This window comes from Amycolatopsis sp. PSD-21 (genome assembly GCF_055561455.1).
On record NZ_CM145712.1, the window covers coordinates 937,767 to 963,688 of the forward strand.

23 protein-coding genes are annotated in these 25,922 nt (G+C 67.8%); 14 read left to right on the forward strand and 9 right to left on the reverse strand.

The window, feature by feature from the left end; genetic code table 11:
- Positions 1-73: 73 nt before the first annotated feature.
- Genes ACZ1DY_RS04860 through sdhC form a run of 4 tightly spaced genes read right to left on the reverse strand, consistent with a single transcriptional unit; the run spans position 74 to position 3,495 of the window.
- A complete protein-coding gene (locus ACZ1DY_RS04860; RefSeq protein ID WP_034304588.1) occupies positions 74-844 on the reverse strand; it encodes a succinate dehydrogenase iron-sulfur subunit in 771 nt (256 codons plus the stop codon).
- Complete coding sequence (sdhA, locus tag ACZ1DY_RS04865) at positions 844-2,598, reverse strand: succinate dehydrogenase flavoprotein subunit (RefSeq protein WP_125732332.1); 1,755 nt, start codon at positions 2,596-2,598, stop codon at positions 844-846. Before sdhA ends, ACZ1DY_RS04860 begins: the two co-directional genes overlap by 1 nt.
- Before the next feature lie 31 nt (positions 2,599-2,629).
- The gene (locus ACZ1DY_RS04870) at positions 2,630-3,049 is read right to left on the reverse strand and encodes a succinate dehydrogenase hydrophobic membrane anchor subunit (RefSeq protein WP_034304594.1); all 420 of its coding nucleotides are present in this window, start codon (positions 3,047-3,049) and stop codon (positions 2,630-2,632) included.
- 2 nt (positions 3,050-3,051) lie between these two features.
- On the reverse strand, positions 3,052-3,495 hold the full coding sequence (gene sdhC / locus ACZ1DY_RS04875; RefSeq protein WP_081809635.1) for a succinate dehydrogenase, cytochrome b556 subunit: 444 nt from the start codon (positions 3,493-3,495) through the stop codon (positions 3,052-3,054).
- A gap of 544 nt (positions 3,496-4,039) precedes the next feature.
- Here sdhC and ACZ1DY_RS04880 point away from each other — a divergent pair.
- From ACZ1DY_RS04880 to ACZ1DY_RS04905, 6 genes are all read left to right on the forward strand, one after another.
- Positions 4,040-5,179 (forward strand): BMP family lipoprotein, encoded by a 1,140-nt coding sequence (locus tag ACZ1DY_RS04880; RefSeq protein ID WP_465483712.1) that lies wholly within the window; start codon positions 4,040-4,042, stop codon positions 5,177-5,179.
- Between the two features lie 80 nt (positions 5,180-5,259).
- A complete protein-coding gene (locus ACZ1DY_RS04885; protein WP_257489166.1) occupies positions 5,260-6,837 on the forward strand; it encodes an ABC transporter ATP-binding protein in 1,578 nt (525 codons plus the stop codon).
- Positions 6,834-7,931: an ABC transporter permease gene (locus tag ACZ1DY_RS04890; RefSeq protein WP_126735262.1), complete on the forward strand. Its 1,098-nt coding sequence runs from the start codon at positions 6,834-6,836 to the stop codon at positions 7,929-7,931. Before ACZ1DY_RS04885 ends, ACZ1DY_RS04890 begins: the two co-directional genes overlap by 4 nt.
- Entirely contained in the window at positions 7,928-9,202 is a 1,275-nt protein-coding gene (locus tag ACZ1DY_RS04895; protein WP_185927262.1) for an ABC transporter permease, read from the forward strand. The genes ACZ1DY_RS04890 and ACZ1DY_RS04895 overlap by 4 nt, the downstream gene beginning before the upstream one ends.
- Before the next feature lies 1 nt (position 9,203).
- On the forward strand, positions 9,204-9,593 hold the full coding sequence (locus ACZ1DY_RS04900) for a cytidine deaminase (protein ID WP_378277627.1): 390 nt from the start codon (positions 9,204-9,206) through the stop codon (positions 9,591-9,593).
- Positions 9,590-10,873 (forward strand): thymidine phosphorylase, encoded by a 1,284-nt coding sequence (locus ACZ1DY_RS04905; protein ID WP_465483713.1) that lies wholly within the window; start codon positions 9,590-9,592, stop codon positions 10,871-10,873. Before ACZ1DY_RS04900 ends, ACZ1DY_RS04905 begins: the two co-directional genes overlap by 4 nt.
- 462 nt (positions 10,874-11,335) lie before the next feature.
- On the opposite strand, the gene ACZ1DY_RS04910 is transcribed toward ACZ1DY_RS04905, so the two are convergent.
- Positions 11,336-12,424, reverse strand: a complete 1,089-nt coding sequence (locus ACZ1DY_RS04910; protein ID WP_257489163.1) for a PA containing protein — start codon at positions 12,422-12,424, stop codon at positions 11,336-11,338.
- 209 nt (positions 12,425-12,633) lie between these two features.
- On the opposite strand from ACZ1DY_RS04910, the gene ACZ1DY_RS04915 reads away from it, so the two are divergent.
- Together ACZ1DY_RS04915 and ACZ1DY_RS04920 are read left to right on the forward strand one after the other, a co-directional pair.
- A complete protein-coding gene (locus tag ACZ1DY_RS04915) occupies positions 12,634-13,743 on the forward strand; it encodes an adenosine deaminase (RefSeq protein ID WP_465483714.1) in 1,110 nt (369 codons plus the stop codon).
- A 56-nt stretch (positions 13,744-13,799) separates the two neighbouring features.
- The gene (locus ACZ1DY_RS04920; RefSeq protein ID WP_465485823.1) at positions 13,800-15,008 is read left to right on the forward strand and encodes an MFS transporter; all 1,209 of its coding nucleotides are present in this window, start codon (positions 13,800-13,802) and stop codon (positions 15,006-15,008) included.
- A 21-nt stretch (positions 15,009-15,029) separates the two neighbouring features.
- Here the strand turns inward: ACZ1DY_RS04920 and ACZ1DY_RS04925 are convergent, their stop codons facing one another.
- Positions 15,030-16,271: a primosomal protein gene (locus tag ACZ1DY_RS04925; protein ID WP_465483715.1), complete on the reverse strand. Its 1,242-nt coding sequence runs from the start codon at positions 16,269-16,271 to the stop codon at positions 15,030-15,032.
- A gap of 152 nt (positions 16,272-16,423) precedes the next feature.
- Here ACZ1DY_RS04925 and ACZ1DY_RS04930 point away from each other — a divergent pair, with 152 nt between their 5' ends.
- Positions 16,424-18,943, forward strand: coding sequence for a DEAD/DEAH box helicase (locus tag ACZ1DY_RS04930; protein ID WP_465483716.1), 2,520 nt, complete (start codon positions 16,424-16,426; stop codon positions 18,941-18,943).
- Here the strand turns inward: ACZ1DY_RS04930 and ACZ1DY_RS04935 are convergent.
- Together ACZ1DY_RS04935 and ACZ1DY_RS04940 are read right to left on the reverse strand one after the other, a co-directional pair.
- Positions 18,906-19,553: a hypothetical protein gene (locus ACZ1DY_RS04935; protein WP_465483717.1), complete on the reverse strand. Its 648-nt coding sequence runs from the start codon at positions 19,551-19,553 to the stop codon at positions 18,906-18,908. The two genes, ACZ1DY_RS04930 and ACZ1DY_RS04935, sit on opposite strands and share 38 nt — an antisense overlap.
- Positions 19,554-19,607: 54 nt before the next feature.
- A complete protein-coding gene (locus ACZ1DY_RS04940; RefSeq protein WP_465483718.1) occupies positions 19,608-20,336 on the reverse strand; it encodes an NADPH-dependent F420 reductase in 729 nt (242 codons plus the stop codon).
- On the opposite strand from ACZ1DY_RS04940, the gene ACZ1DY_RS04945 reads away from it, so the two are divergent.
- Positions 20,275-20,634 (forward strand): winged helix-turn-helix transcriptional regulator, encoded by a 360-nt coding sequence (locus tag ACZ1DY_RS04945; RefSeq protein WP_126735254.1) that lies wholly within the window; start codon positions 20,275-20,277, stop codon positions 20,632-20,634. The two genes, ACZ1DY_RS04940 and ACZ1DY_RS04945, sit on opposite strands and share 62 nt — an antisense overlap.
- Positions 20,635-20,680: 46 nt before the next feature.
- Here the strand turns inward: ACZ1DY_RS04945 and ACZ1DY_RS04950 are convergent, their stop codons facing one another.
- On the reverse strand, positions 20,681-21,661 hold the full coding sequence (locus ACZ1DY_RS04950; protein ID WP_465483719.1) for a sugar-binding transcriptional regulator: 981 nt from the start codon (positions 21,659-21,661) through the stop codon (positions 20,681-20,683).
- A gap of 129 nt (positions 21,662-21,790) precedes the next feature.
- On the opposite strand from ACZ1DY_RS04950, the gene ACZ1DY_RS04955 reads away from it, so the two are divergent.
- From ACZ1DY_RS04955 to ACZ1DY_RS04970, 4 genes are read left to right on the forward strand one after another with little or no spacing between them, the layout of a single operon-like run.
- Positions 21,791-22,795: a zinc-dependent alcohol dehydrogenase family protein gene (locus tag ACZ1DY_RS04955; protein ID WP_126735252.1), complete on the forward strand. Its 1,005-nt coding sequence runs from the start codon at positions 21,791-21,793 to the stop codon at positions 22,793-22,795.
- Positions 22,788-24,128, forward strand: a complete 1,341-nt coding sequence (locus tag ACZ1DY_RS04960) for an ABC transporter substrate-binding protein (RefSeq protein ID WP_465483720.1) — start codon at positions 22,788-22,790, stop codon at positions 24,126-24,128. The genes ACZ1DY_RS04955 and ACZ1DY_RS04960 overlap by 8 nt, the downstream gene beginning before the upstream one ends.
- On the forward strand, positions 24,128-25,063 hold the full coding sequence (locus ACZ1DY_RS04965) for a carbohydrate ABC transporter permease (RefSeq protein WP_038519394.1): 936 nt from the start codon (positions 24,128-24,130) through the stop codon (positions 25,061-25,063). The genes ACZ1DY_RS04960 and ACZ1DY_RS04965 overlap by 1 nt, the downstream gene beginning before the upstream one ends.
- Positions 25,060-25,875, forward strand: coding sequence for a carbohydrate ABC transporter permease (locus ACZ1DY_RS04970; protein ID WP_465483721.1), 816 nt, complete (start codon positions 25,060-25,062; stop codon positions 25,873-25,875). Before ACZ1DY_RS04965 ends, ACZ1DY_RS04970 begins: the two co-directional genes overlap by 4 nt.
- The last annotated feature ends 47 nt before the right edge of the window (positions 25,876-25,922 follow it).

Here is a 25,922-nt window from a genome sequence, read left to right on the forward strand (position 1 = left end):
CGCAAGTACATGAAGGCCCCCTTCCTTGCGCCTAGCGCAAGGAAGGGGGCCTTCATGTACTTCGACAGAAGCGTCAGACGCGCTTGAAGAGCAAAGCGCGCTTCACTTCCTGGATCGCCTTCGTGACCTGGATGCCACGCGGGCAGGCGTCGGTGCAGTTGAACGTCGTCCGGCAGCGCCAGACACCCTCGGAGTCGTTCAGGATGTCCAGACGCTCTTCGGCGCCTTCGTCTCGCGAGTCGAAGATGAACCGGTGCGCGTTGACGATCGCGGCCGGGCCGAAGTACGAGCCGTCGTTCCAGTACACCGGGCACGAGGACGTGCAGCAGGCGCACAGGATGCACTTGGTCGTGTCGTCGAACCGGTCGCGGTCGGCCTGCGACTGGATCCGCTCGCGCGTGGGCTCGTTCCCGTAGGCGATGAGGTACGGCTTCACGGCCTTGTACGCCTCGAAGAACGGGTCCATGTCGACGTAAAGGTCCTTGAGCGTGGTCAGACCCTTGATCGGCGCGATGGTGATCGTCGTCTTCTTGCCGTTGGTCTCGAGCAGATCCTTCATCAGGACCTTGCACGCCAGCCGGTTGATGCCGTTGATCTGCATCGCGTCGGAACCGCAGACGCCGTGCGCGCACGAGCGCCGGAACGAGAACGTCCCGTCGATGTAGTCCTTGACGTAGAAGAGCAGGTTCAGCAGCCGGTCGGTGCGCTGCGCCGGGACGTCGTAGGACTCCCAGTGCGGCTCGGTGTCGATCTCGGGGTTGAACCGGAGGATCTTCAGCGTGACGGTGATCGGCGTGTGGTCGGAGGACACGGCCTCCGACTTCTCGGGGGTGGCCGTGGTCATCAGTACTTCCGCTCCATCGGTTCGTAGCGGGTGAAGGTCACCGGCTTGTAGTCCAGGCGGACGTCGGCGGTGAGGCCTTCGCCCTCCTTGTAGGCCATGGTGTGCCGCATGAAGTTCGTGTCGTCGCGGTTCGGGTAGTCCTCGCGCGCGTGCCCGCCGCGGGATTCCTTGCGCGCCAGGGCGCCGACGACGAGGACCTCGGCCAGTTCGAGCAGGAAGCCCAGCTCGACGGCTTCGAGGACGTCGGTGTTGTACCGCTTCCCCTTGTCCGACACCGTGATCCGGCTGTACCGCTCCTTCAGCGCCTGCACGTCGGTCAGCGCCTGCTTGAGCGTGTCCTCCGTGCGGTACACCGAAGCGTGCGAGTCCATCGTCCGCTGCAGCTCGGTGCGGATGTCGGCGACGCGCTCGTCACCGTGCTCCGAAAGCAGCAGCGCGAGCTGGTCTTCCACGACCTTGGTCGGGTTCTCCGGCAGCTCGATGTGGTCGTGCGCCAGCGCGTACTCGGCGGCCGCGATGCCGGCGCGACGGCCGAACACGTTGATGTCGAGCAGCGAGTTCGTGCCGAGCCGGTTCGAGCCGTGCACGGACACGCACGCGACCTCGCCCGCGGCGTACAGGCCGGGGATGACGTTCTCGTTGTCCCGCAACGCTTCGCCGTGGACGTTGGTCGGGATGCCGCCCATCACGTAGTGGCAGGTCGGGAACACCGGCACCGGCTCGGTGACCGGGTCGACGCCCAGGTACGTCCGCGAGAACTCCATGATGTCCGGGAGCTTCGCGTTCAGCGTCTCTTCCGGGATGTGCGTGACGTCGAGGACGACGTAGTCCTTGTTCGGCCCGCAACCGCGGCCCTGCAGCACTTCCTGCACCATCGACCGGGCGACGATGTCACGCGGCGCGAGGTCCTTGATGGTGGGGGCGTAGCGCTCCATGAACCGCTCGCCGTCGGCGTTGCGGAGGATGCCGCCCTCACCACGCACGGCCTCGGAGATGAGGATGCCGAGCCCGGCCAGACCTGTCGGGTGGAACTGGAAGAACTCCATGTCCTCCAGCGGCAGGCCCTTGCGGAAGATGATGCCGAGGCCGTCACCGGTGAGGGTGTGGGCGTTCGACGTCGTCTTGAAGATCTTGCCCGCGCCGCCGGTGGCGAACACGATCGACTTCGCCTGGAAGACGTGCAGCTCGCCGGTCGCCAGCTCGTAGGCGACGACGCCGGAAGCGGCCGGGTTGCCGTTCTCGTCCGGGGTCAGCACCAGGTCGAGCACGTAGAACTCGTTGAAGAACTCGGTGCCGTGTTTGACGCAGTTCTGGTACAGCGTCTGCAGGATCATGTGCCCGGTGCGGTCCGCGGCGTAGCAGGCGCGGCGCACCGCTGCCTTGCCGTGGTCACGGGTGTGCCCGCCGAAGCGGCGCTGGTCGATCTTGCCCTCGGGCGTCCGGTTGAACGGCAGGCCCATCTTCTCGAGGTCGAGGACCGCGTCGATGGCCTCCTTCGCCATGATCTCGGCGGCGTCCTGGTCGACCAGGTAGTCGCCGCCCTTGATCGTGTCGAAGGTGTGCCACTCCCAGTTGTCCTCTTCGACGTTCGCCAGCGCGGCGCACATACCGCCCTGGGCGGCGCCGGTGTGCGAACGCGTCGGGTAGAGCTTGGTGAGGACCGCGGTGCGGGCACGCTGGCCGGACTCGATGGCCGCGCGCATGCCGGCGCCACCGGCGCCGACGATCACCACGTCGTACTTGTGGAACTGCATAGGGATGACTCCGCTTAACGTGTGGTGGGCGTCAGTTGGCCGAGATACCGGGATCGAAGGTGAAGATCACCATCGTGCCGACGGCGAGGATCAGCACCATCGAGACGTAGAGCACGATCTTCAGCCAGAACCGGGTGCTGTCCTTGCGGGCGTAGTCGTCGATGATCGTGCGCAGCCCGTTGCCGCCGTGGATCTCGGCGAGCCAGAGCATCGACAGGTCCCAGAACTGCCAGAACGGCGAGGCCCAGCGGCCGGCGACGAAGCCCCAGTTGATGCGGTGCACGCCGCCGTCGAGGATGTTCATGATGAACAGGTGGCCGAGCACCAGCACGATCAGGGCGAGGCCCGAGATGCGCATGAACAGCCAGCTGTAGAGCTCGAAGTTGCTGCGGCGGGCGGCCGGGCGCTTCGGCGAACGCGGCTTGTCGAGTGCGAGAACTTCGGTTGCCATGGTCAGTGCCCCCCGAACATAACTTCGACGGTGCGCTTCATCATGAAGAAGGCACCGGGAATCATCACCACGACCCAGATGGCCAGGATGGTCCAGAGCATCGGCTTCTGGAACTTCGGTCCCTTCTCCCAGAAGTCGACCAGCATGACCCGGATGCCGTTGAGCGCGTGGAACAGCACCGCGCCGACGAGGCCGACCTCGAGGAGGTTGACCAGCGGGGTCTTGTAGGTCTCGATGACCTCGTTGTACGTGTCGGGCGACACGCGCACGAGCGCGGTGTCGAGCACGTGCACGAAGAGGAAGAAGAATGTCAGCACGCCGGTGATGCGGTGCAGCACCCAGGACCACATACCGGGGTCGCCCCGGTAGAAGGTCCCTTGCCGGCGTGAGGCACCCGCCCGATCGCTCGCGGCCGCCTCGGTGGCGGTGCTAGCCGTGGTGGACATCGGTGAACGGCCTCCAACGTCATGGCTTGGGCCCGCTGACCGCTGGTTTCCGCGCCTGCCGCCGGGACGTCCACCTGGGGACGGCTCCGGCGACGGTGCCGAGATCATGGTCATCGAGCGTGGATAAACAGGATGCTAGACCCGCACCTCACGGTGGGCTCACCTCCGGGTTCCTCTGTGTGATGGACCAGACATCGGGCCCCTTGCCCGATCGGGTGACGCGGGCCGGTAACTCACCGGTTCGTCCACTGTGGACGCGCGACCGGCCGGCCGGACCCCCTGAACGGTGCGTGACGATCTACGCCGTCTCACCCGGCCACGGGGCCGGGTGCTGCCTGCGATTACTCCGTTGTGGTCACCGTGAGTACTCCATTCGTCGCGCTCACGACTCATGAGTAAACGTTTGTGTTACGTAGCGTGCCTTTCCTATGGCGGCAAAGCGGCCGTTAGGTACCGTCTCCCGGTCGAACCCGGCAGTGTCGCCGGGTCGCTTTCTTCGGACCATCCGCTGGATCAGCGGGGAGGGAGACACACGTTGCGTCGCATGCGTGGAACCGCGCTGGCCGCCGCCGCCATGGCCGGTGCACTGGTACTTGCCGGGTGCGCGAAGGATTCAGGTACGGGGAACAACAACAACGCCGGCTCTGGGGACCAGTCCGCCAGCTGCGTGACGGCGCCGAAGCCGCCCGCCGCGGCGGCCGCCTCGACCAGCTCCAGCCAGGCCGGTGAGAAGGTCGACGGCAGCAAGCTCAAGGTCGCGCTGGCCTTCGACGTCGGCGGCCGCGGCGACGCGTCGTTCAACGACTCCGCCGCCGCCGGTACCGACAAGGCGAAGGCCGAGCTCGGCGTCACGACGGTCACCGAAAGCACCGCCGCCGCGACCGAGGACGAGGCCGCCAAGTCGCAGCGTCTCGACCAGCTCGCCACCCAGGGCTTCAGCCCGATCATCGCGGTCGGCTTCGCCTACGCCAAGGCCGTCGGCGCCATCGCGCCGAAGTACCCGAACACCCAGTTCGCGATCGTCGACGACGACTCGGTCGAGGCGCCGAACGTCACCTCGCTCGTCTTCGCCGAGGAGCAGGGCTCGTTCCTGGCCGGTGTCGCCGCCGCCTACAAGTCGAAGAAGTGCCACGTCGGCTTCGTCGGTGGGGTGAACACGCCGCTGATCCAGAAGTTCGAGGCCGGCTTCCTCCAGGGCGTGAAGGCCGCTTCGAGCAAGGCCAAGATCGAGGACGAGTACCTCACCCCGGCCGGTGACTTCTCCGGGTTCCAGGACCCGGCGAAGGGCAACGTGAAGGCCGCCGCGCAGATCGCCAAGGGCGCGGACGTGATCTACCACGCCGCCGGCGCCTCCGGTAAGGGCGTGTTCGAGGCCGCGAAGTCGAACAACGCCATGGCCATCGGCGTCGACTCCGACCAGTACAACCAGAAGACGGTCGAGGCGTCGAAGGACGTCATCATCACCTCGATGCTCAAGCGCGTCGACGTGGCGGTGTTCGACTACCTGCGCGCGCTGGCGAAGGGCGACCTGACGACGCTGCCGAAGCGGTTCGACCTCAAGGTCGACGGCATCGGCTACGCCACCTCCGGTGGCAAGGTCGACGACATCAAGGACGTCCTCGACGGCTACAAGGCGCAGATCGTCTCCGGGGCGATCACCGTCTCGGACAAGCCGCAGAAGTAAGCTTCACCAGGCAGCGGGGCTCGGGAGGGTAACCCCTTCCGAGCCCCAACCTGTTTACCCCAGAACTGGATGGCTTTTCCATGAGCGCTCCCCAGGCCGAGGTCACCGACGCCCCCGACCGGGGTGAACCGGCCGTGCAGCTGACCGGGATCACGAAGCGGTTCCCCGGTGTCGTGGCCAACTCCGACGTCAACCTCACCGTCACCAAGGGCGAGGTGCACGCCGTCTGCGGCGAGAACGGCGCGGGCAAATCGACCCTGATGAAGATCCTCTACGGCATGCAGCAGCCGGACGAGGGCGACATCGCGATCAACGGCGAACCGGTGAAACTGCGCAACCCGCAGGACGCCATCAAGGCCGGCATCGGGATGGTCCACCAGCACTTCATGCTGGCCGACAACCTGACCGTCGGGGAGAACGTCTTCCTCGGCGCGGAGAACCTGCACGGCATCGGCCGCGCGGCGCGGGCGAAGCTGGCTGAACTCGCCGAACGCGTCGGCCTGCGCGCCCGCCCGGACGCGCTGCTGGAAGAGCTCGGCGTCGCCGACCGCCAGCGCGTGGAGATCGTCAAGGTGCTCTACCGCGGCGCGCGGATCATCATCCTCGACGAGCCCACCGCGGTGCTCGTGCCGCAGGAGGTCGACGCGCTGTTCGAGACCGTCCGCGCCATGCAGAAGGACGGTTTCACCTTCATCTTCATCTCGCACAAGCTCGACGAGGTGCGCGCGATCGCCGACACGGTCACCGTGATCCGGCGCGGCACCACCGTCGGCACGGCGGATCCGAAGACGATCACCTCGCGCCAGCTGGCCGAGATGATGGTCGGCTCGGAGCTGCCCAGCCCGGAGACCCGCGAGTCCACCGTGACCGATCGGCCCGTGCTCCGCCTGGACGACGTCTGCCTGAGCGTCGAGGGGTCCGAGCGGAACGTGCTCGACCACATCTCCTTCACCGTGCACGCGGGTGAGGTGCTCGGGATCGCCGGCGTCGAGGGCAACGGCCAGACCGAACTCGTCGAGACGATCATGGGCATGCGCAAGGGCGGCGGCCGGATCGAACTGACCGAGGTCGACGGCAAGGTCGTCGAGCTGCACAAACTGGGGACGCTCGCCCGCCGCGAGGCCGGGATCGGCTACATCGCCGAAGACCGCACGCGGCACAGCCTCCTGCTCACGCAACCCTTGTGGGTCAACCGGATCCTCGGCTACCAGACGCGCGAGCCGGTCGCGAAAGGACAGTTGCTCGACATCGCCGGCGCGCGTGAGGACACCCGCCGCATCGTCGAGGAGTACGACGTCCGCACGCCGGGTATCGACGTCCCCGCGGCCGCGCTTTCCGGTGGTAACCAGCAGAAACTGATCGTCGGGCGCGAACTTTCCGGTGATCCGGTGCTGCTGATCGCGTCGCATCCGACGCGCGGTGTCGACGTCGGCGCGCAGGCGCTGATCTGGGAACAGATCCGCCAGGCGCGGGCGGCCGGGCTGGCCGTGTTGCTGGTGTCTGCCGATCTCGACGAGCTGATCGGGCTTTCCGACACCATTCAGGTCATGCTGCGCGGACGACTGGTCGGCGAGGCCGACCCCGCGACCGTGACCCCGCAGGAACTGGGCTCCGCTATGACGGGTGCCTCCGAAGACACTGAAGAAGGTGCAGCGTGAGTTCCTGGCGTACGAGGCTGCTGCCGCCTCTGCTCGCGATCGTTTTCGCCGTCATCCTGACGGCCATCGCGCTGATCATTTCGGGCGCGGATCCGCTCCAGGCCTACGGCACGATGATCGGCCAGCTCTTCAAGGGCTCGACCGCCGTCGACACGGTGAACCTCGCGACGGTCTACTACCTGTCCGGGCTCGCGGTGGCCATCGGCTTCCAGATGAACCTGTTCAACATCGGTGTCGAAGGCCAGTACCGGTTCGCCGCCATCGTCACCGCCATCATCGGCGGGGCGCTGCAGCTGCCCCCGGTGATCCACGTGCTGGCGATCCTGGTCGTCGCGGTGCTCAGCGGCATGCTGTACGCGGCCATCCCGGCCGTGCTGAAGGTGACCCGGGGCGTTTCCGAGGTCATCTCGACGATCATGCTGAACGCGATCGTCGGCGGCATCGTGGCGTTCCTGGTCAACGCGGACCAGTTCGGCGTGCAGACCGGCAACAACATCGCCACCCGCGAGATCGCCGAAACCGGCCGGATCCCCGGAATCCCGATCGGGTCCGGTGAGCTGTTCGGCTTCGTGGTCATCGCGGCGCTGATCGGCGGGGCCTACTGGTTCATGCTCAACCGGACCCGGTTCGGCTTCGAGCTCAAGGCCTCCGGTGAGTCGACGACGGCCGCCGCGGCGGGTGGCGTCAACGCCAAGAAGATGACGCTGATCGCGATGCTGCTTTCCGGTGGCGTCGCCGGTCTGGTCGCGATGCCGGAACTGCTCGGCCGCGACTTCAGCTACGGCATCACCTCGACCCAGATGTACGGCTTCACCGGGATCGCGGTCGCCCTGCTCGGGCGTAACCACCCGGCCGGGATCGCGCTGGGCGCCCTGCTGTGGGCGTTCCTCGACCGGTCCGCCGTTTCGCTGGAACAGATCAACGTGTCCAAAGAGATCGCCACGATCATGCAGGGCGTGATCGTGCTGTCGGTCGTCATCGCGTACGAGATCGTGCGCCGCGCGGACCTGGCCGCCGAACAGCGTCGCGTCGGTCGCGCGCTGGCAGGCAACGGCCGCAAGGGTTCCAGCGTGTCCGAGGGAGGTGCGGTGTGACCACCGCGGACGTTCTTTCGCCCAACACGGGCGGGACCACCATGCCGGTGAAACCGCCGAAGCGCCGTATCCCCGGCTGGCTCAAGGGCGCCATCTGGGGACTGCTGGCGGTCGGCGTGCTCGCGATCGCGTCGTACGCGACCGGCGTCAACACACTGACCTCGACCAACACCGCGCACACCGCGCTGCGGCTGGCGCTGCCGATCCTGCTGTGCGCGCTCGGCGGCCTCTGGGCCGAACGCGCGGGCGTGATCAACATCGGCCTCGAAGGCATGATGATCCTCGGCACCTGGGGTGCCGCCTGGGGCGCGTACCACGGCGGCGTCTGGGCCGGGCTGATCGCGGCGGTCGTGTTCGGCGCGCTCGGCGGGCTGCTGCACGCCGTCGCGACGGTGACCTTCAACGTCAACCACATCGTCTCCGGTGTGGCGATCAACCTGCTCGGTCTCGGCGTCGCGAAGTACCTGGCGAACCTGGTGTTCACCCCGCTTTCGGGGAACCCGCGCCAGTCGCCGCCGGTGCCGAAGTTCGACACCTATTCGGCGACGTTCCTCTCGGACTGGCTCTCGGACCTGGAGAAGATGCAGCGCGTCTTCATCTCCGACCTCGCCGGCATCCTCAACGGCCTGGTCACCGAGGTCGCGCCGCTGACGATGATCGCGATCGCGCTGGTCCCGATCAGCTACCTGGTGCTGTGGCGGACGCGGTTCGGCCTGCGGCTGCGGTCCTGCGGCGAGAACCCGGTCGCGGCCGAATCCCTCGGCGTGAAGGTCTACCTGCACAAGTACATCGCCATGATCATCTCCGGCGGGCTCGCCGGAATGGGTGGCGCGTCGCTCGTGCTGCTCGCCGGCGGTGCGGACTACCTGGAGAACCAGACCAACAACCGCGGCTACATCGGCCTCGCGGCGATGATCTTCGGCAACTGGCGGCCGGGCGGCCTGCTCGGTGGCGCGGCGCTGTTCGGTTACGCGGACGGCCTCCAGCTCGCCGGTGGCGGCACCGCGGTGCTCGCGCTGCTGTACGGCGCGGTGATCCTGCTGGCCGTGATCGTGGCGGTGCAGCTGTTCCGCCGTCAGTGGATCGCTTCCGCGCTCGGTGTCGTCGGCGCCGTCGCGCTGTACGCGATCTACTGGACCAACGACGACCTGCCCAGCGACCTCATCCCGTACACCGCGCACTTCGTGACGCTGATCGTGCTGGCGGTGGCTTCGCAGCGGCTGCGGCCGCCCAAGGCGATCGGCGCCACCTATCGGCGAGGTGAGGACTGACATGGCGGAGTACGACTGGGAAGCCTTGCGGGCTCAAGCCGTCGAGGCGGCGAAGTCGGCGTACGCGCCGTACTCGGGTCTGCACGTGGGCGTCGCCGCTGTGGTGGACGACGGCCGGATCGTCGTCGGCTGCAACGTCGAAAACGCTTCGTACGGCTTGGGAATGTGCGCGGAATGCACGATGGCGGGACAGCTGCGGCTGACCGGCGGCGGCAAGCTCGTCGCCGTCGCGTGCCGCAGCGGCGCCGGTGATCTGCTGATGCCGTGCGGGCGCTGCCGTCAGATCCTGTTCGAGCACGGCGGATCCGACTGCCTGGTGGACACCCCGAGCGGCATCCTGCCGATGTCCTCGGTGCTGCCGGACGCGTTCGGGCCGGACGACCTGCCGTGAACGGGTTCGCCGCCGTCGACGTCATCCGCGCGAAGCGGGACGGCGGACGGCTGTCCGACGAGCAGATCGACTGGACGATCGACGCGTACACGCGCGGCGACCTCGCCGAGGAACAGATGGCCGCGCTCGCGATGGCCATCTTCCTGCGGGGGATGGATTCCGGCGAGATCGCGCGCTGGACCGGCGCGATGATCTCGTCGGGGGAGCGGCTGGATCTGAAGGTCAGCCGTCCGACGATCGACAAGCATTCGACCGGCGGCGTCGGCGACAAGATCACGCTTCCGCTGGCTCCGCTCGTCGCGGCTTGTGGCGCGGCCGTGCCGCAGCTGTCCGGGCGCGGGCTCGGGCACACCGGCGGGACGCTGGACAAACTGGAGTCGATCCCCGGCTGGCGTGCCTCTTTGTCGACATCGGAGATCGTCCGGCAGCTCGACGAGGTCGGCGCGGTGGTCTGTGCGGCCACTGAAGGGCTGGCTCCGGCGGACAAGAAGCTGTACGCGCTGCGGGACGTGACTTCGACGGTGGAGTCGATCCCGCTGATCGCGAGCTCGATCATGAGCAAGAAGATCGCCGAGGGTTCGGCCGGGCTCGTGCTCGACGTGAAGACGGGTTCGGGCGCGTTCATGAAGACGCTTCCGCAGGCCCGTGAACTCGCGCGGACGTTGGTGGAGATCGGTACCGCGCACGGTGTCGCGACGACGGCGCTGATCACGGACATGAACGTGCCCTTGGGGCATGCCGTCGGCAACGCGATCGAGGTCGCGGAGTCGGTCGAGGTGCTGCGCGGCGGCGGCCCTTCCGACGTCGTCGAGCTGACCGTGGCTTTGGCGCGGGAGATGCTGGCGCTGGCGGGATTGTCCGATGTGGACCCGGCGTCGGTGCTGGCTTCTGGCCGCGCTTACGAGACTTGGTGCCGGATGATCGCCGCTCAGGGCGGGGATCCGGAGGCCGCTTTGCCGCGGCCTCGCCATGTGCACGTGGTTCCGGCGCCCGCCGATGGGGTTTTGTCGCGTTTGGACGCTTATGCGGTCGGGGTCGCCGCTTGGCGGCTCGGCGCCGGGCGGGCGCGCAAGGAGGACCCGGTGCAGGCCGCGGCCGGCGTGCTGTGCCTGGCGAAGCCGGGCGATGCCGTGTCGGCCGGGCAGCCGTTGCTGGAGCTGCACACGGATACGCCGGACGCTGTTCCTTCGGCTCTCGCTGCGCTCGAAGACGCCTACGCGGTCAGCTCCGCTGGGCCTTCGGCCTCCGCTTCGCTCGTCCTGGAGACCGTGCGGCCCTGACCTGCGTTTAGCGGGCTAAACGCGATCCGGTGGGCCTGGAAGTACATGAAGGCCCCCTTCCTTGCGCCTAGGTACAGGAAGGGGGCCTTCATGTACTTCTGGTGTGCTCCGCCTGGCGTTCGGCCCGATGCCCCGAAGGGCACCTTTGAGACGACCAGCGTCCGCTCACCACGGCCGCCCTCCCGGCCCAGCGCCCCCGGCGCCGACCTGCGTTTAGCGGGCTAAACGCGATCTGTGCGGCGGGAGGGACGTTCGGGTGGCGCCTCCCGGGCCCGACGCGTTGCGAAAGCCACTTTCGCAACCTTCAGCGTTGCGAAAGTGGCTTTCGCAACGTCAGGGCCCTGCGGATCGCGTTTAGCCCGCTAAACGCAGGTCGGCGCGGAGGGGGCCGAGAAGCGTGAAGGCCCCCGTCCCAGGCGAAGCCGTGGGAAGGGGGCCTTCATCGCGCGAAGCGAGAGAGCGTCAGTCGGTGGTCTCGTCGGCGCCGTCGGCCTTCGCCTTGGCGTCGGCCGCCTTGGGCGCCCGGCCGTTGCGCGAGCTGCGGCGCGGCTGACGCGGGGCGGGCGGCGGCGGCGAGATCTGCTGCATGGCCGGGCCACCGCCGAGCATCAGCTCCGCGAAGGTCGCCATGGCCTCGTCCAGCTGACCACCGATGCGGCGCACCGACTCGTCGTTGCTCTTGCGCACCAGCGAGTCGACCGAGTCGGTGTCCGGCTGCTTCTGCAGCGTGCTCTCGACCTTCGACAGGCCGGAGCGGATGGAGCCGTCGAGGTCGCCGAGGCGCCCGGTGAAGCCGTCCTCGACCTTGTCGAGCCGCTCGGCCAGGTCGTCGAGCCGCGAGGTGACCTTCTCGAGGCGGTCGCCGAGGCCGTCGAGCCGCTCCGACGCGTCGATCATCTCGCCGGTCTCGGTCAGCGCGGTCTTCAGCGCCTCGGTGTTCGCGGTGAGGCTTTCCTTGGTCGCCTTGTCGAGGTTCTCGACGCGGGTGCGCAGCTCGCGGTCGACGGTGTCGACGCGGTCCCGCAGGGTCGACTCGGCCTGCTCGACGCGCTCGCGCACCGGGCCGATCACCGACTGCGGTAGCGCGTCGGTCTTCACGTCCTGCTTGTCGAGGTGCGCGCCGAGCTCGTCGAGACGGCGGTGGATGTTCTGGAGCTTGTCCTCGAGCCCGTCCATCCGGCCCCCGACGCCTTCGAGGCGCGCGGCCATCCCGTCGAGGCGGCCGTCGAGCTGAGCGAACGGCTTGGCCAGCTTGTCGACGATGCTTTCGACGGCGCGGGTCAGCGCGGCGATCGCGGTGTCCTGCGCTTCGAGCCGCGACATGGTCTCGTCGAGACGTTCGGCGAGCACGCTGGTCTCGGTGCGGTCGGGCATCTCCGAGAGCCGCTTGCGCACCGCGCCGAGCGAGTCGACGGGGGCCAGACGTGCGTAGATGTCGTCGAGCGCGTCGAAGATCTGCTGCTGTTCGCTCTCACGCACTTCGGCCGCGCGCACCAGCATGTTGCGCATCCGGTCGAAGGACGGGGCTGCAATGTGGTTGTCAGTGGTCACTGCGGTGTCCTTCGTGGGCGGGGAAATGGGAGGGACGTGACGTGAAGCTTATCCATTGCGGAATTGCTCTGCGTATGGCCCCCGGGTATCGGACAATGCCGAGCTCTGCCCTGATGGCCGATTCAGCCGGTGATCCACAAAGCCGAGGGTTAAGTCAAGCATGAGACTTACCGCCATGTAGGGGAATGACAGGCTGGTTACCGTTACGTATGTCCTCTGAAAGCAGCAGACCACGCGTCCCGGAGGCGGTACTGGCCCGCGCTCCCAAGGTTCTCCTCCACGACCACCTGGACGGCGGATTGCGGCCGGCCACGGTCGCCGAGCTCGCCGAGCAGACCGGGTATCAGGCTCTGCCGACCGGCGATCCCGTCGAACTGGGCCGCTGGTTCCGCGACGCGGCCGATTCCGGCTCCCTCGTCTCGTACCTTGAGACGTTCGCGCATACCTGCGGCGTGATGCAGACCGAGGAAGCGCTGGTCAGAGTGGCCGCCGAAGCGGTGGAAGACCTCGCGGCCGACGGCGTCGTCTACGCCGAGGTGCGTTACGCCCCCGAACTCTTCGTCGAACGCGGTCTGTCACTCGATGCGGTGGTCGAGGCCGTTCAGGCCGGATTCGCCGAAGGTGAACGGAGAGTGGCGGACGGCGGCGGCCGGATCCGCGTCGGGACGTTGCTCTGCGCGATGCGCCAGCACGCCAGGGCACTCGAGATCGCCGGGCTCGCCGTCCGCTACCGCGACGCCGGTGTGGTCGGGTTCGACATCGCCGGACCGGAAGACGGATTTCCGCCGACCAGAAATCTCGACGCATTCGAGTTCCTGCGGACGAATAATGCGCATTTCACGATTCATGCCGGGGAGGCGTTCGGGCTCGCGTCCATTTGGGAGGCGATTCAGCATTGTGGCGCGGAGCGGCTGGGCCATGGCGTGCGCATCGTCGACGACATCAAGACCGACAGCGACGGCACGGTCCATTTGGGACGGTTGGCCGCCTACGTCCGCGACCGGCGGATCCCGCTCGAGATCTGTCCCACGTCCAATGTCCAGACGGGAGCGGCGCGCTCGATCGGCGAACATCCCATCGGACTGCTCGCCAGGCTGCGGTTCCGGGTCACCGTCAACACCGACAACCGGCTGATGAGCGGCTGCTCGATGACCAGCGAATTCGCGGCACTGAGCGAGGCCTTCGGCTTCGGACTGGCCGATCTCGAGTGGTTCACGATCAATGCGATGAAATCCGCCTTCCTCGATTTCGACCAGCGGCTCGACATCATCAACACGGTCATCAAGCCCGGCTACGCGTCCTTGCGTTCGTTAGCATAGCCAACTATTGTTCACTATGTAGGAGTTGATTCCCATATAGTGAAACGGTGGCGAAGATGACGCAGGTCGTGGACGTGAGGATCGGCGGCAAACGACGCTGGCTCATCCTCGCGCTCGGCCTCGCCGCGCAGACCGCGAGCTGTTCGTTCCTTTACGGGATCCCGTTCCTGGTGCCGTCGATGCAGCGTGCGGAGGGGCTCTCGCTGGCCGAAGCGGGCACCGTGGTCGCGGCGCCGAGCCTTGGCCTGTTGTTCACCTTGATCTTGTGGGGTGCGGCGGCGGACCGTTACGGAGAGCGTTTGGTAATGGCCATCGGGCTCGGCGTCTCGGGGTTACTCCTCGTGTACGCGGCCATCGGTGACCACTCGCTCGTGACCCTCTTTGGGGTGTTCCTGCTCGCCGGCGCGAGCACCGCGTCAGTGAACGCCGCGAGCGGCCGGGCCGTCCTCGGCTGGTTCCGTCCGGCCGAACGCGGCCTCGCGATGGGCATCCGCCAGATGGCCCAGCCGCTCGGGGTGGGCGTCGCGGCCTTCGGGCTCCCGCCGCTCGCGGACCGCTGGGGTTTCCAGGTCTCGCTCATGCTGCCCGCGCTGACCGCGATCGGTGTCGCACTCCTGGTCGCCTGGCTGCTGGTCGATCCGCCGCGACCGGAGGCCCCGGCGGGCAAGACGGAGAAACCGCCGTCGCCGTACCGGAAGCCGGCCTTGTGGCGGGTCCACGGCGCGAGCGCGCTGCTCGTCGTCCCGCAGTTTGCGGTGTCCGCGTTCACCCCCGTGTACCTGGTGACGGTGCACGGCTGGACGCCGGCGTCCGCGGGCTGGTTCGCCGGCGCCGTCCAGATCCTCGGCGCGCTGGGCCGGATCGCGTCGGGCTACTGGTCCGACCGCGCCGGCAGCAGGCTGCGGCCGATGCGGCAGCTGGCGGTCGCGAGCGCGGCGGTGATGCTGCTGGTCGCGCTCGGGGACGCGACGTGGCCGTGGCTGGTGCTCCTCGCGCTCGTGCTGGCCGCGGTGATCACAGTGTCCGACAACGGGCTCGGGTTCACCGCGTCGGCGGAGATGGCCGGGCTCGCCTGGGCGGGGCGGGCGATGGGCACGCAGAACACCGGGCAGAACATCGCCGCGGCACTGACACCGCCGCTGCTGGGCTTGGTGATCGGCGATTCGCGGTACGCGCTGGCGTTCTGCGTGGCCGCGGTCTTCCCCGCCCTGGCCGTGGCGCTGGTGCCCGTCAGACACGAAAAGAGCCCCTCAGGGCGAACCTGAGGGGCCCTTTCGCGGGATGGATCAGATGACCGTGAGCCGGTTCTCGAAGGTCTCGACGAGCTTGCGCCACTCCGACTGCTCGGCGTCGAACGGAGCGCTCGGCTCGAGGCGCGACGGGTCCGGCCGCAGCACGAACGACACCAGCCAGCCGAGGCTTTCGTTGGCGGCCAGCGCGGTTTCGACGCTGTCGTCGTCGGCCCACTCGGCGGCGTCGGTGATCAGCTCGACGGCCAGCTCCAGCTGCGTCGGGTCGATCGCCTCCGGGCCCTCGGCGATGTCCTCGGCGATCCCGTTCAGCACGTAGGTGTTCTCGGTGTCGACCTCGATCTCGAGCTCGCCCGCGGTGGCCTTCGTGGTCACTTCGTCCCAAGTGGACACTTCGGCGAGGTCGTTGCCGGCCAGCTCCTTGCCGTCCGCGATCGCGCGGATGAGGGCCTTCTCGGAGGTGAAGACGTCGATCTCACCTTCGCTGCCGAGGAAGATCGGCTTGTCGTCGAGGTAGCAGCGCAGCGTGTAGTACTCGGCGCCGGAGGTGATGATCTTGATCGGGTCGATGCCGACCTCGCCCCAGAAGCCGACGGGCTCGTCGTCTTCCTCGTCCTCGTCGTCGACGTCCACGAGGTCTTCGTCGACGGCGGCCGCTTCGGCCTCGGCGGACTCCGCGAGGAAGGTCGCGAGCTCCTCCGCCGTCTGCTCCAGCACCTTCTCGTCGACGTCGGGGACGGTCACGAGACCGTCGATCGCGTCGAGCACGGTGTCCCACTTCTCGGAGACCGCCTGCGACAGGTCCGCCCAGAGGCGCTCGCCGTCACGGCCGGAGAAGGGCAGCGTGCCCTGGTCCAGCAGCGAGAAGCTCTCGTGCGCGTCGAGGACTTCGTGGACCTCTTCGAGCTCGCACACGTCCGCGAGCGAACGCACGATGCCGATGATCTCGGCCAGCTCGCCGAGCGTCCACTGGTCCGGCTTCTCGGCGACCAGCTCGGGGACGCCGACCAGGTCGTAGGTGTGGTCGTCGTCCGGGATGAGCTCGGGCACGTTCAGCGCCGGGACGACCTCCCACGCGGGGTGGTCGAGCAGGTCGTGCTGCTCGGAGGTCCGCACGAAGGCGGCGAGATGCGCGGCGTCCGGGAAGGCATACAGGTCTTCCTCGTCGCCGAGGAAGGCTTCCCACTCCTCGCCGTCTTCCCGCCAGCGCGGCGCCCAGAGGGTGACGACGTCACCCTGAGGCAGGCCGAGTTCGATCGGGATGATGTCCTGTGCCATTCCTAAGCCCTCTCGGATTACCGCCTGTGTGCGCGCGACCGGGTGATGCTGCCCGATAGGTGCGCGGTACCGCGAAGCCTACGGGTTTCCGGCGGAGGGCGCGATCACCCCTGGGCAAGAAGCGACCAACGGATGGCACGATAGGTCTTCTGATGACACTTACAGACCTCCTGCCTGCGGATCCCGACCCCGACTCGCTGTTCGAAGCCTTCTCCACCTGGACGGCCGAGCGCGGGTTGGAGCTGTACCCCGCGCAGGAAGAGGCCATCATCGAGGTGGTCTCCGGAGCGAACGTGATCCTGTCGACGCCGACGGGCTCGGGAAAGAGCCTGGTCGCCGTCGGAGCGCACTTCACCGCGCTCGCGCACGGCCGCCGCAGCTACTACACGGCCCCGATCAAGGCGCTCGTCTCGGAGAAGTTCTTCCAGCTCATCGAGATCTTCGGCGCCGAGAACGTCGGCATGATGACCGGTGACTCGGCGGTGAACGCCGACGCGCCGATCATCTGCTGCACGGCGGAGATCCTGGCGAACATGGCGTTGCGGTTCGGTGCCGACGCGCCGGTCGGCCAGGTCGTCGCGGACGAGTTCCACTTCTACTCGGAGCCGGATCGCGGGTGGGCCTGGCAGGTGCCGCTGCTGGAACTGCCGAAAGCGCAGTTCGTGCTGATGTCGGCGACGCTGGGCGACGTCTCGTTCTTCGAAAAAGATCTCACCCGCCGGACCGGCCGCCCGACCGCGGTGGTGACCTCGGCGCAGCGGCCGGTGCCGCTGACCTTCCGCTACGCGCTGACGCCGTTGCACGAGACGATGTCCGAGCTGCTCAACGGCGGGCAGTCGCCCGTGTACGTCGTGCACTTCTCGCAGGCCGCGGCGATCGAGCGCGCGCAGACGCTGATGAGCATCAACGTCACCTCGAAGGCGGAGAAGGAGGCCATCGCCGAGATGCTCGGCGACTTCCGGTTCTCGGCCGGGTTCGGGAAGACGCTGTCGAGGCTGGTCCGGCACGGGATCGGCGTGCACCACGCCGGGATGCTGCCGAAGTACCGGCGGCTGGTCGAGCAGCTCGCGCAGGCCGGGCTGCTGAAGGTGATCTGCGGGACCGACACGCTCGGCGTCGGCATCAACGTACCGATCCGCACAGTGGTCTTCTCGGCGCTGACGAAGTACGACGGCGTGCGGCAGCGGCATCTCAAGGCGCGCGAGTTCCATCAGATCGCCGGCCGCGCGGGCCGCGCGGGCTACGACACCGATGGCTACGTCGTCGTGCAGGCGCCGGACCACGTCGTCGAAAACGCCAAGGCGCTGGAGAAGGCCGGCGACGATCCGAAGAAGAAAAAGAAGATCGTCCGCAAGAAGGCGCCCGAAGGGTTCGTCAACTGGACGGAGAGCACCTTCGACCGGCTGATCGCGGCCGAGCCGGAGCCGCTGACGTCGAGTTTCCACGTCAGCCACTCGATGCTGCTGAACGTCATCTCCCGGCCGGGCAACGCGTTCGACTCGATGCGGCATCTGCTGGAGGACAACCATTCCGACCGTCCCGCCCAGCGGAAACTGATCCTGCGCGCGATCGCGATCTACCGCGCGCTGCTCGCGGCCGGGGTCGTGGAACGGCTCGACGAGCCCGACGAACAGGGCCGCATCGTCCGGCTCACCGTGGACCTGCAGTTCGACTTCGCGCTGAACCAGCCGCTTTCGCCGTTCGCGCTGGCGGCGATCGAGCTCCTCGACGTCGATTCGCCGTCCTATCCGCTCGACGTCGTGTCCATTGTGGAATCCACTGTGGACAACCCGCGGCCGGTGCTGTCGCAGCAGCAGTTCAAGGCGCGCGGCGAGGCCGTGCAGGCGATGAAGGCCGAGGGCATCGAGTACGACGAGCGGATGGAACTGCTCGAGAACGTCACGTACCCGAAGCCGCTGGAGGAGCTGCTGGAGGCGGCGTATTCCCGTTACCGGCAAGGGCATCCGTGGGTCGAGGACTACGAGCTCAAGCCGAAGTCCGTCGTGCGCGACATGTACGAGCGCGCGATGAACTTCGTGGAGTACATCGGTTTCTACCAGCTGGCCCGCTCGGAAGGGCTGGTGCTGCGGTACCTCACCGACACCTACGACTCGCTGCGGCACACGGTGCCCGACGAGGCCAAGAACGAGGGGTTGCAGGACCTCATCGAATGGCTCGGCGAACTGGTGCGCCAGGTCGACTCCAGCCTCCTCGACGAGTGGGAAGCCTTGCGGCACCCTGAAGAGGAAGGCCCGGTTTCGACGCGGCCGCCGTCCGAGCCGCCCGCGGTCACGCGGAACGAGCGGGCGTTCCGCGTGCTGGTGCGCAACGAGTTGTTCCGCCGGGTGGAGCTGGCGTCGCGGCGTGCCTACGACACACTGGGCGAGCTGGACGCCGCTTCGGGCTGGGACGCGGACGCGTGGGAAGACGCCATCGAGGACTACTTCGACGAGCACGAAACGCTCGGCATCGGGCCGGACGCGCGCGGGCCGAAGCTGCTGATCATCGAGCAGGAGAAGGAGGTCTGGCGGGTGCGGCAGATCTTCGACGATCCGGCAGGCGATCATGACTGGGGCATCAGCGCGGAGGTCGATCTGGCGGCTTCGGACGAGGCCGGCTCGGCGGTCATCCGGATCACGGCGGTGGACCAGCTGGGGCTTTCGGCCGGGTGACGAGCAGCAGCCGCCGGCGCCGGACCAGCTGAACGATCAGCACGATCAGCGACAACGCCGGCAGCGGATAGCCCAGGAGCAGGCCCACCGTGATGTCGGTGAGCGGCGCGAGGACGGCGACGACGAACACCCACGTCGGCGCCGTCGGCAGCTTCGCGCCCGAGCGGACCTTGCCCCACGGCTTCGCCACCGAAAGCCACGCCTGGAACGCCAAAGCGCTCGCCATCAGCGCCGTCCCGGCGGTCAATGCCAGCGGCGGCGGCTCACTGCCGACGGAATCCCGTAAAGCGCCCGACAGCAGGAAGATCCCGGCGTAGAGCTGGACGAGCGTGATCGCGAACTTCGCCAGCACCCACCAGTGCCGGGCGAATCCCCACGCCGTCGCCGCGGCGAGCATGAAACCGGTGAACGCGGACGCGTTGGCGAGCGGCGCCAGCAGGAACGTGTCGATCTCGTGCGCCATCGACGTCGCGGCGACGCGGATCCCGCCGTCCTCGCTCGTGCGGCCGATCACCAAGAGGGTGAACAGCGCCAGCGCTTGTCCCATCCAGCCGACCGAAGTGACGACGTGCAGCCATACGGTCAGCTGCCGCCAGGTCCTCGTCCCCATGCCGGACACGGTCGCCTGAACCACCGGCCCGGCGCATCGGGGACGACCCTGAAATCACACCGGAAGGGGCGGGAAGCAGGCCTGGGCGTCGTGGCCGTCGAACCAGAGCCCGACCGTGAACGCCATCGTCGCCTCCATGAGCGCGGCCCGGTCGAGGCCGCCCGCGACCAGCGGAACGCAGCCGATGTCGCGGATCAGTTCGCTCACTTCGCCGACCTTGTCGCCGCAGATCGGCACCGCCAGCGGACGGCCGCCGAACACCGGGGGCGTCATCCGCCAGACGTCCACGTGGCACAGGTTGAACGCCTTGACCACGTGCGCGTCCGGTGCGGCGGCGGCGATCCGAACGGCCTGGTCGGGGACCGTGAGCGTGGCGCCCGGGCCGACCGCGTTGGTGCAGTCGATCAAGACCTTCCCGGCGAGATTCCCCGCGGCGGCAAGGACTTCTGGTACCGACGCGGCGGGAACGGCCAGCAGGATCACGTCGCTGGCGCGGGCGGTCTCCTCCCAATTCCCCACCAGCGGGGAGATCCTGGCGGCCTTGGCCCGGTCGCGGGCGGCGACCATCACCTCGTGCCCGGCCCTGGCCCACTGGCCGCCGAGCGCCTCCGCCATCCCGCCCGCGCCGAAGATACCGATACGCATGTGCTGCTCCCTAAGATCGAGTGGACAGCACGACGGTAGAAAGCCGCGCGGGTACCGAATGGTTACCGGAGGTCCGATGAACGACGTCTTCCTCGCCGATTGCCGGGCCCGGCTGGCCTTCGACCTGATGGCGAACACGTGGAACCCGGTCGTGCTGTGGGCCTTGCGCGAAGGGCCGCTGCGCCCGGCCGAACTGCGGCGACGGCTCGGCGGGATCAGCACGAAGGTGCTCACGGAGACCGTCCGGCGGCTGGAGTTCAACGGCCTGGTCAGCAGGCGCGACTGCGGGCGGACGGCGAAGGTCGAGTACTCGCTGACCGATCTCGGGGCCACGTTGCTGGGGCCTATCGAGGCCTTCGGGGAGTGGGCGTTCCGGCACGGTGACGAGGTGATGGCGGCGCAGGACGAGGCGACCCGGTTACGCGATCTCGCGTGATTGAAGGCGTAACTCGCGTGATTGGAGGCGTAACTCGCGTGATCGGCTAGGGGAGCGGGCGCGCCTCGGCCAGCTTGAGCAGCGGGACGGCCGCGGCGGCGTCGGTGATCAGCGTCGAGACCATGCCCGAGCGCAGGACGGCGTCGATCGCTTCGGCCTTCGGTTCCGTGTAGCCCAGCGCGATCACTTCGGGGACGGCGAGCAGGTCCTCGGCGCTGATCGCCAGCACGTGGTGGGCCAGCCCGGTGGACATCGGGGTCCCGTCGGCGTCGAACAGGCGCGCGGAGACCTCGGCCTTGGCGCCGCGTTTCGCGATCGCGCTCCGCTCGGCCTCGTCGAGCGCGTCGTAGACCGTCGACTCCTCGGGTTTCCACGCGCCGATGCTGACGACGGCCTTGGTCAGGTTCTTGAACTGTCCGAACGTCTCCGCGATGCCGGGCTGTCTGCGCAGCGTTTCGGTGGTGCGGCGGTCGGGGAGGACGAGCGGGCCGAAGATCGGGTACGGCTCGCCGCCGGACACCGACGCGACGCGGCTGACCGTCTCCACCGAACGGTCGCGCATGTCCATCCCCGCCTGCACTCCGCACAGTTGCACGATCGGGCATTTCGGCAGTGACTCGATCGCGTCGGTCATCGCGTTCACCGAACGTGCCCATGACAGGCCCAGGACGTCGCCGGGAGTGACGATCTCGGTCAGGAGGCGGGCGGCGAGCGTGCCGATCTTGCGACGGGCCACTTCGCGGGATTCCGGTTCCGGCGCTCGTTCGAGCACGAGGACCCGGTCGAGCCGGTACGCCGCGCGGATCTCCTCGGACAGCACGAGATCGACCGGCGCCGGCAGCCGGAACTCGACCCGGACGATGCCGCTTTCCCTGGCCGTGTCCAGCATTCGCGCGACCTTGAACCGGCTGATCCCGAACTCGTCGGCGATCTCGAGCTTCGACGCGCCCTGCTCGTAGAACCGCCGGGCCACCGCGGCCAGGCGAAGCGACTCCACCAGGCCGGGACCCTGCTTCTTCCCGCTCATCTGAGCACTATACCGCGAAATCAACCCGAAAGGTTGACGTAACAACAGGGAAAAGTTCACCATGCCTGGACATGCAGTCCGAAGCATAGGCCCGTCCCGCTCATTTGAGCGGAGAGAAGAGGAGCTGGCATGCGTGCCGCGATCGTGGACAAGCCCGGGGAGATCAGGGTCGGCGAGGTACCCGATCCCAAACCGGGGGATCGCCAGGTCGTCGTCAAGGTGGGTGCCTGCGGGATCTGCGGGACCGACCTCCACATCGCCGACGGGCACTTCCCGCCGACGCCCTATCCGATCGTCCCCGGCCACGAGTTCGCCGGCGAGATCGTCGAACTCGGCGCGGACGTGCCGGGCGGCTGGAAGATCGGCGACCGGGTGGCCGTCGACCCGTCGCTGTTCTGCGGCTACTGCAAGCCTTGCCGGTCCGGCCGCGGCAACCTCTGCGAGAACTGGAACGCGACCGGCGACACCGTGAACGGTGCCTTCGCCGAGTACGTCGCCGTCCCCTCGGCGAACTGCTACCGCATGCCGGACACGATGACCTGGGAACAGGGCGCCCTCGTCGAGCCGGTTTCCTGCGCGGTCCACGGCGTGCGCCGGATCGGCGTCGAGGCGGGTGAGCGGTTCCTCGTCGTCGGGGCGGGCACGATGGGGCTGATCATGCAGCAGTTGCTGCAGCGCGCGGGCGCCCACGTCACGGTGGTCGACCGCAACACTTCCCGGCTCGGCCGGGCGATGGACCTCGGCGCGGCCGCGGTCGCGGGCGACGTGAAGGACCTCGACGACGAGAAGTTCGACGCCGCCGCGGACTGCACCGGCGCCGCGCCCGCCATCGAAGCCGCTTTCGACTCGCTTCAGCGCGGAGGCCGCCTACTGGTCTTCGGTGTCGCGCCCGCCGAAGCACGCGTCGCGCTTTCGCCGTTCCGGATCTACAACGACGAGATCACCGTCGTCGGCTCGATGGCCGTCATGAACAGCTTCGGTGCCGCGCTCGACCTGGTCGCCGACGGCGCCGTCGACACCGCCGCACTGCTCACCGACACCCTGCCGCTGGAGCAGTACCCCGACGCCCTCGCCCTCATGCGCAGCGGCGCCGGCCTGAAGGTGCAGGTAATACCGGGAGGCGAAGGTGCGTAAAGCAGCCGCTCTGCTCTCGGTCCTCTTGCTGACCCTCACCGGATGCGCCGGTGCGGGCGCGCTCGGGACCGGTGACCGGACGCTCGTCGTCGCGATCGTCGCGAACCCGCAGATGAAGGACGCCATCGAGCTTTCCGGCGAGTTCGAGAAGGCGAACCCCGGCGTCAGCCTCAAATTCGTGTCGCTGCCGGAAAACCAGGCGCGCGCGAAGATCACCGCGTCGACGGCCACCGAAGGCGGCGAGTTCGACGTCGTCATGATCAGCAACTACGAGGCGCCGCAGTGGGCCGCGAACGGCTGGCTCGAGAACCTCGGCCCGCATATCGCGGCGAACCCCGCGTACGACGCGGACGACTTCATCCCGAGTATCAAGGAATCCTTGTCGCACAACGGATCGCTCTACGCGGTGCCGTTCTACGGCGAGTCGTCGTTCCTGGCCTACCGGAAGGATCTGTTCGAGCAGGCCGGGATCACCATGCCCGCCAAGCCGACCTGGACGCAGATCGCCGAGTACGCCGCGAAACTCGACGACAAGGCCAAGGGCATCGCCGGGATCTGCCTGCGCGGCAAGCCCGGCTGGGGCGAGAGCCTCGCGCCGTTCACCACGGTCGCCAACACCTTCGGCGCGCAGTGGTTCGACAAGGACTGGAACGCGAAGCTGACCAGCGCCGAGTTCAAGGCCGCCGCCGAGTTCTACGTGAACCTGGTGCGGAACCACGGCGAGGTTGGCGCGTCGAGCGCGGGCTTCTCCGAATGCGGAACGCGGTACACGCAGGGCCAGGCCGCCATGTGGTACGACGCCACGGTCATGGCGGGGACGAACGAGGATCCGTCGGCCAGCAAGGTCGTCGGGAAGTCCGGCTACGCCCCGGCGCCGGTGGAGAAGACGCAGTCCAGCGGCTGGCTCTACACCTGGGCGCTGGCGATCCCGAAGGTCGCGAAGCACAAGGACATCGCCTTCAAGTTCATGTCCTGGATGACCGACAAGGCGTACGTGCAGCGGGTCGCCAAGGAGTTCGGCGACTGGAACCGCGTCCCGCCGGGCGTGCGGAAATCGACCTACGACATCCCGCAGTACCGCGAGGCCGCCAAGGCCTACGCGCAGCCGACGCTGGACGGGATCGCGGACGCCGACCAGCGCAAGGCGATGGTGAATCCGGTGCCCTACCCGGGAATCCAGTTCGTAGGAATCCCCGAGTTCCAGGATCTCGGCACCCGCGTGAGCCAGCAGCTTTCCGCGGCGATCGCGGGGCAGATCACCGTGGACGAAGCACTCGAACAGTCACAGGAGTACGCGCAGACCGTCGGCAAGTCGTATCAGGAGGTGCAGTGATGGCCACGATCTCCGCTCCTGCCCGCCCGGAGCCCGCCCACGCGAAGAAGGCGGCTCCGAAACGCGGCACCGATACGCCGTTCAAACGACGGCTGCCGTTGCTGCCCGCGCTGCTGTTCGTCGTCGCCGTGACGCAGCTGCCCTTCGTGCTGACGGTGTTCTACTCGTTCCAGTCGTGGAACCTGGTGCGGCCGGGTTCACGGCATTTCGTCGGGCTGCAGAACTACATCGACGTCTTCGCCGACTCGACGTTCCTCGGGGCGCTGCTGAACACCGTGGTGCTGACGGTCGTGTGCGTGTTCTTCTCGCTGCTGCTCGGCCTGGGGTTGGCGATCCTGCTGGACCGCAAGTTTCTCGGCCGCGGTGTGGTCCGCACCCTGCTGATCACGCCGTTCCTCATCCTGCCCGCGGCGGGCGCGCTGCTGTGGAAGACGACGATGTTCGACCCGACGTACGGGTTGCTGCACTTCGTTTTCGGCACCGACGTCGACTGGCTTTCGGAGTTCCCGCTGGCCGCGGTGATGGCGCAGGTCGTCTGGCAGTGGACGCCGTTCATGATGCTGCTGATCCTGGCCGGGTTGCAGAGCCAGCCGAAGGACGTGCTGGAGGCCGCGTCGGTCGATGGCGCCGGCCGCTGGCGGACGTTCACCGCGATCACGCTGCCGCATCTGAGCCGGTTCCTGCAGCTGGCGACGCTGCTGGGCGCGATCTACATCGTGAACAGCTTCGACGCGATCTTCCTGATGACGCAAGGCGGCCCGGGGACGGCCAGCACGAACCTGCCGTTCTACATCTACCAGCGGGCGTTCCAGGGTTTCGACATCGGGCAGTCGTCCGCGATGGGCGTGATCGTCGTGATCCTGACGATGATCGTCGCGACCTTCGCGCTGCGGCTGATGTTCCGCACGTTCTCGGTACAGGGAGGCGCGAAATGAAAAGCCGTTTCGGCCCCGGCGCGCTGACGGTCGCGACCTGGGTGATCGCGATCCTGTTCGTGTTCCCGCTGCTGTGGATGATCCTCACGGCCTTCAAGCAGGAGGCCGACGCCTACACCGACCCGCCTCGGCTGTTCTTCACCCCGACGCTCGACCAGTTCGCGGGCGTGCTCGAACGCGGCTTCCTGCCGTACCTGTCGAACTCGGCGTTCGTGACCGTCGTTTCGACGGTTTTCGTGCTGCTGCTGGGAATCCCGGCGGCGTACGCGCTTTCGCTGGCGCCGGTGAAGGGGACGAGCAACGCGCTCGGCTTCTTCCTGTCGACGAAGATGCTGCCGATCGTGGCGGCGATCATCCCGCTCTACGTGATCTCGCAGAACACCCAGCTGCTGGACAACGTGTGGGCGCTGATCATCCTGTACACCTCGATGAACCTGCCGCTGGCGATCTGGATGATGCGGTCGTTCTTCCTGGAGGTGCCGCACGAGATGATCGAGGCGGGGCGGATCGACGGGGCGACGCTGCCGATCCTGCTGCGGAAGATCATCATGCCGGTGGTCGCGCCCGGGGTGGCCGCGACCGCGCTGATCTGCGTGATCTTCTCGTGGACCGAGTTCTTCTACTCGGTCAACCTCACCGCCGCGCGGGCCGGGACGGTGCCGGTGTTCCTGGTCGGGTTCATCACCAGCGAGGGCCTGTACTGGGCGCAGCTCTCCGCGGCCGCGCTGCTGGCGTCGCTGCCGGTGATGATCGTCGGCTGGATCGCGCAGAACCACCTGGTGCGGGGCCTGTCGATGGGCGCGGTCAAGTAGCGCCTCGGTCGCGGTGGTCGTGAGTGGCGTTTCGGGTTAGAACCCGA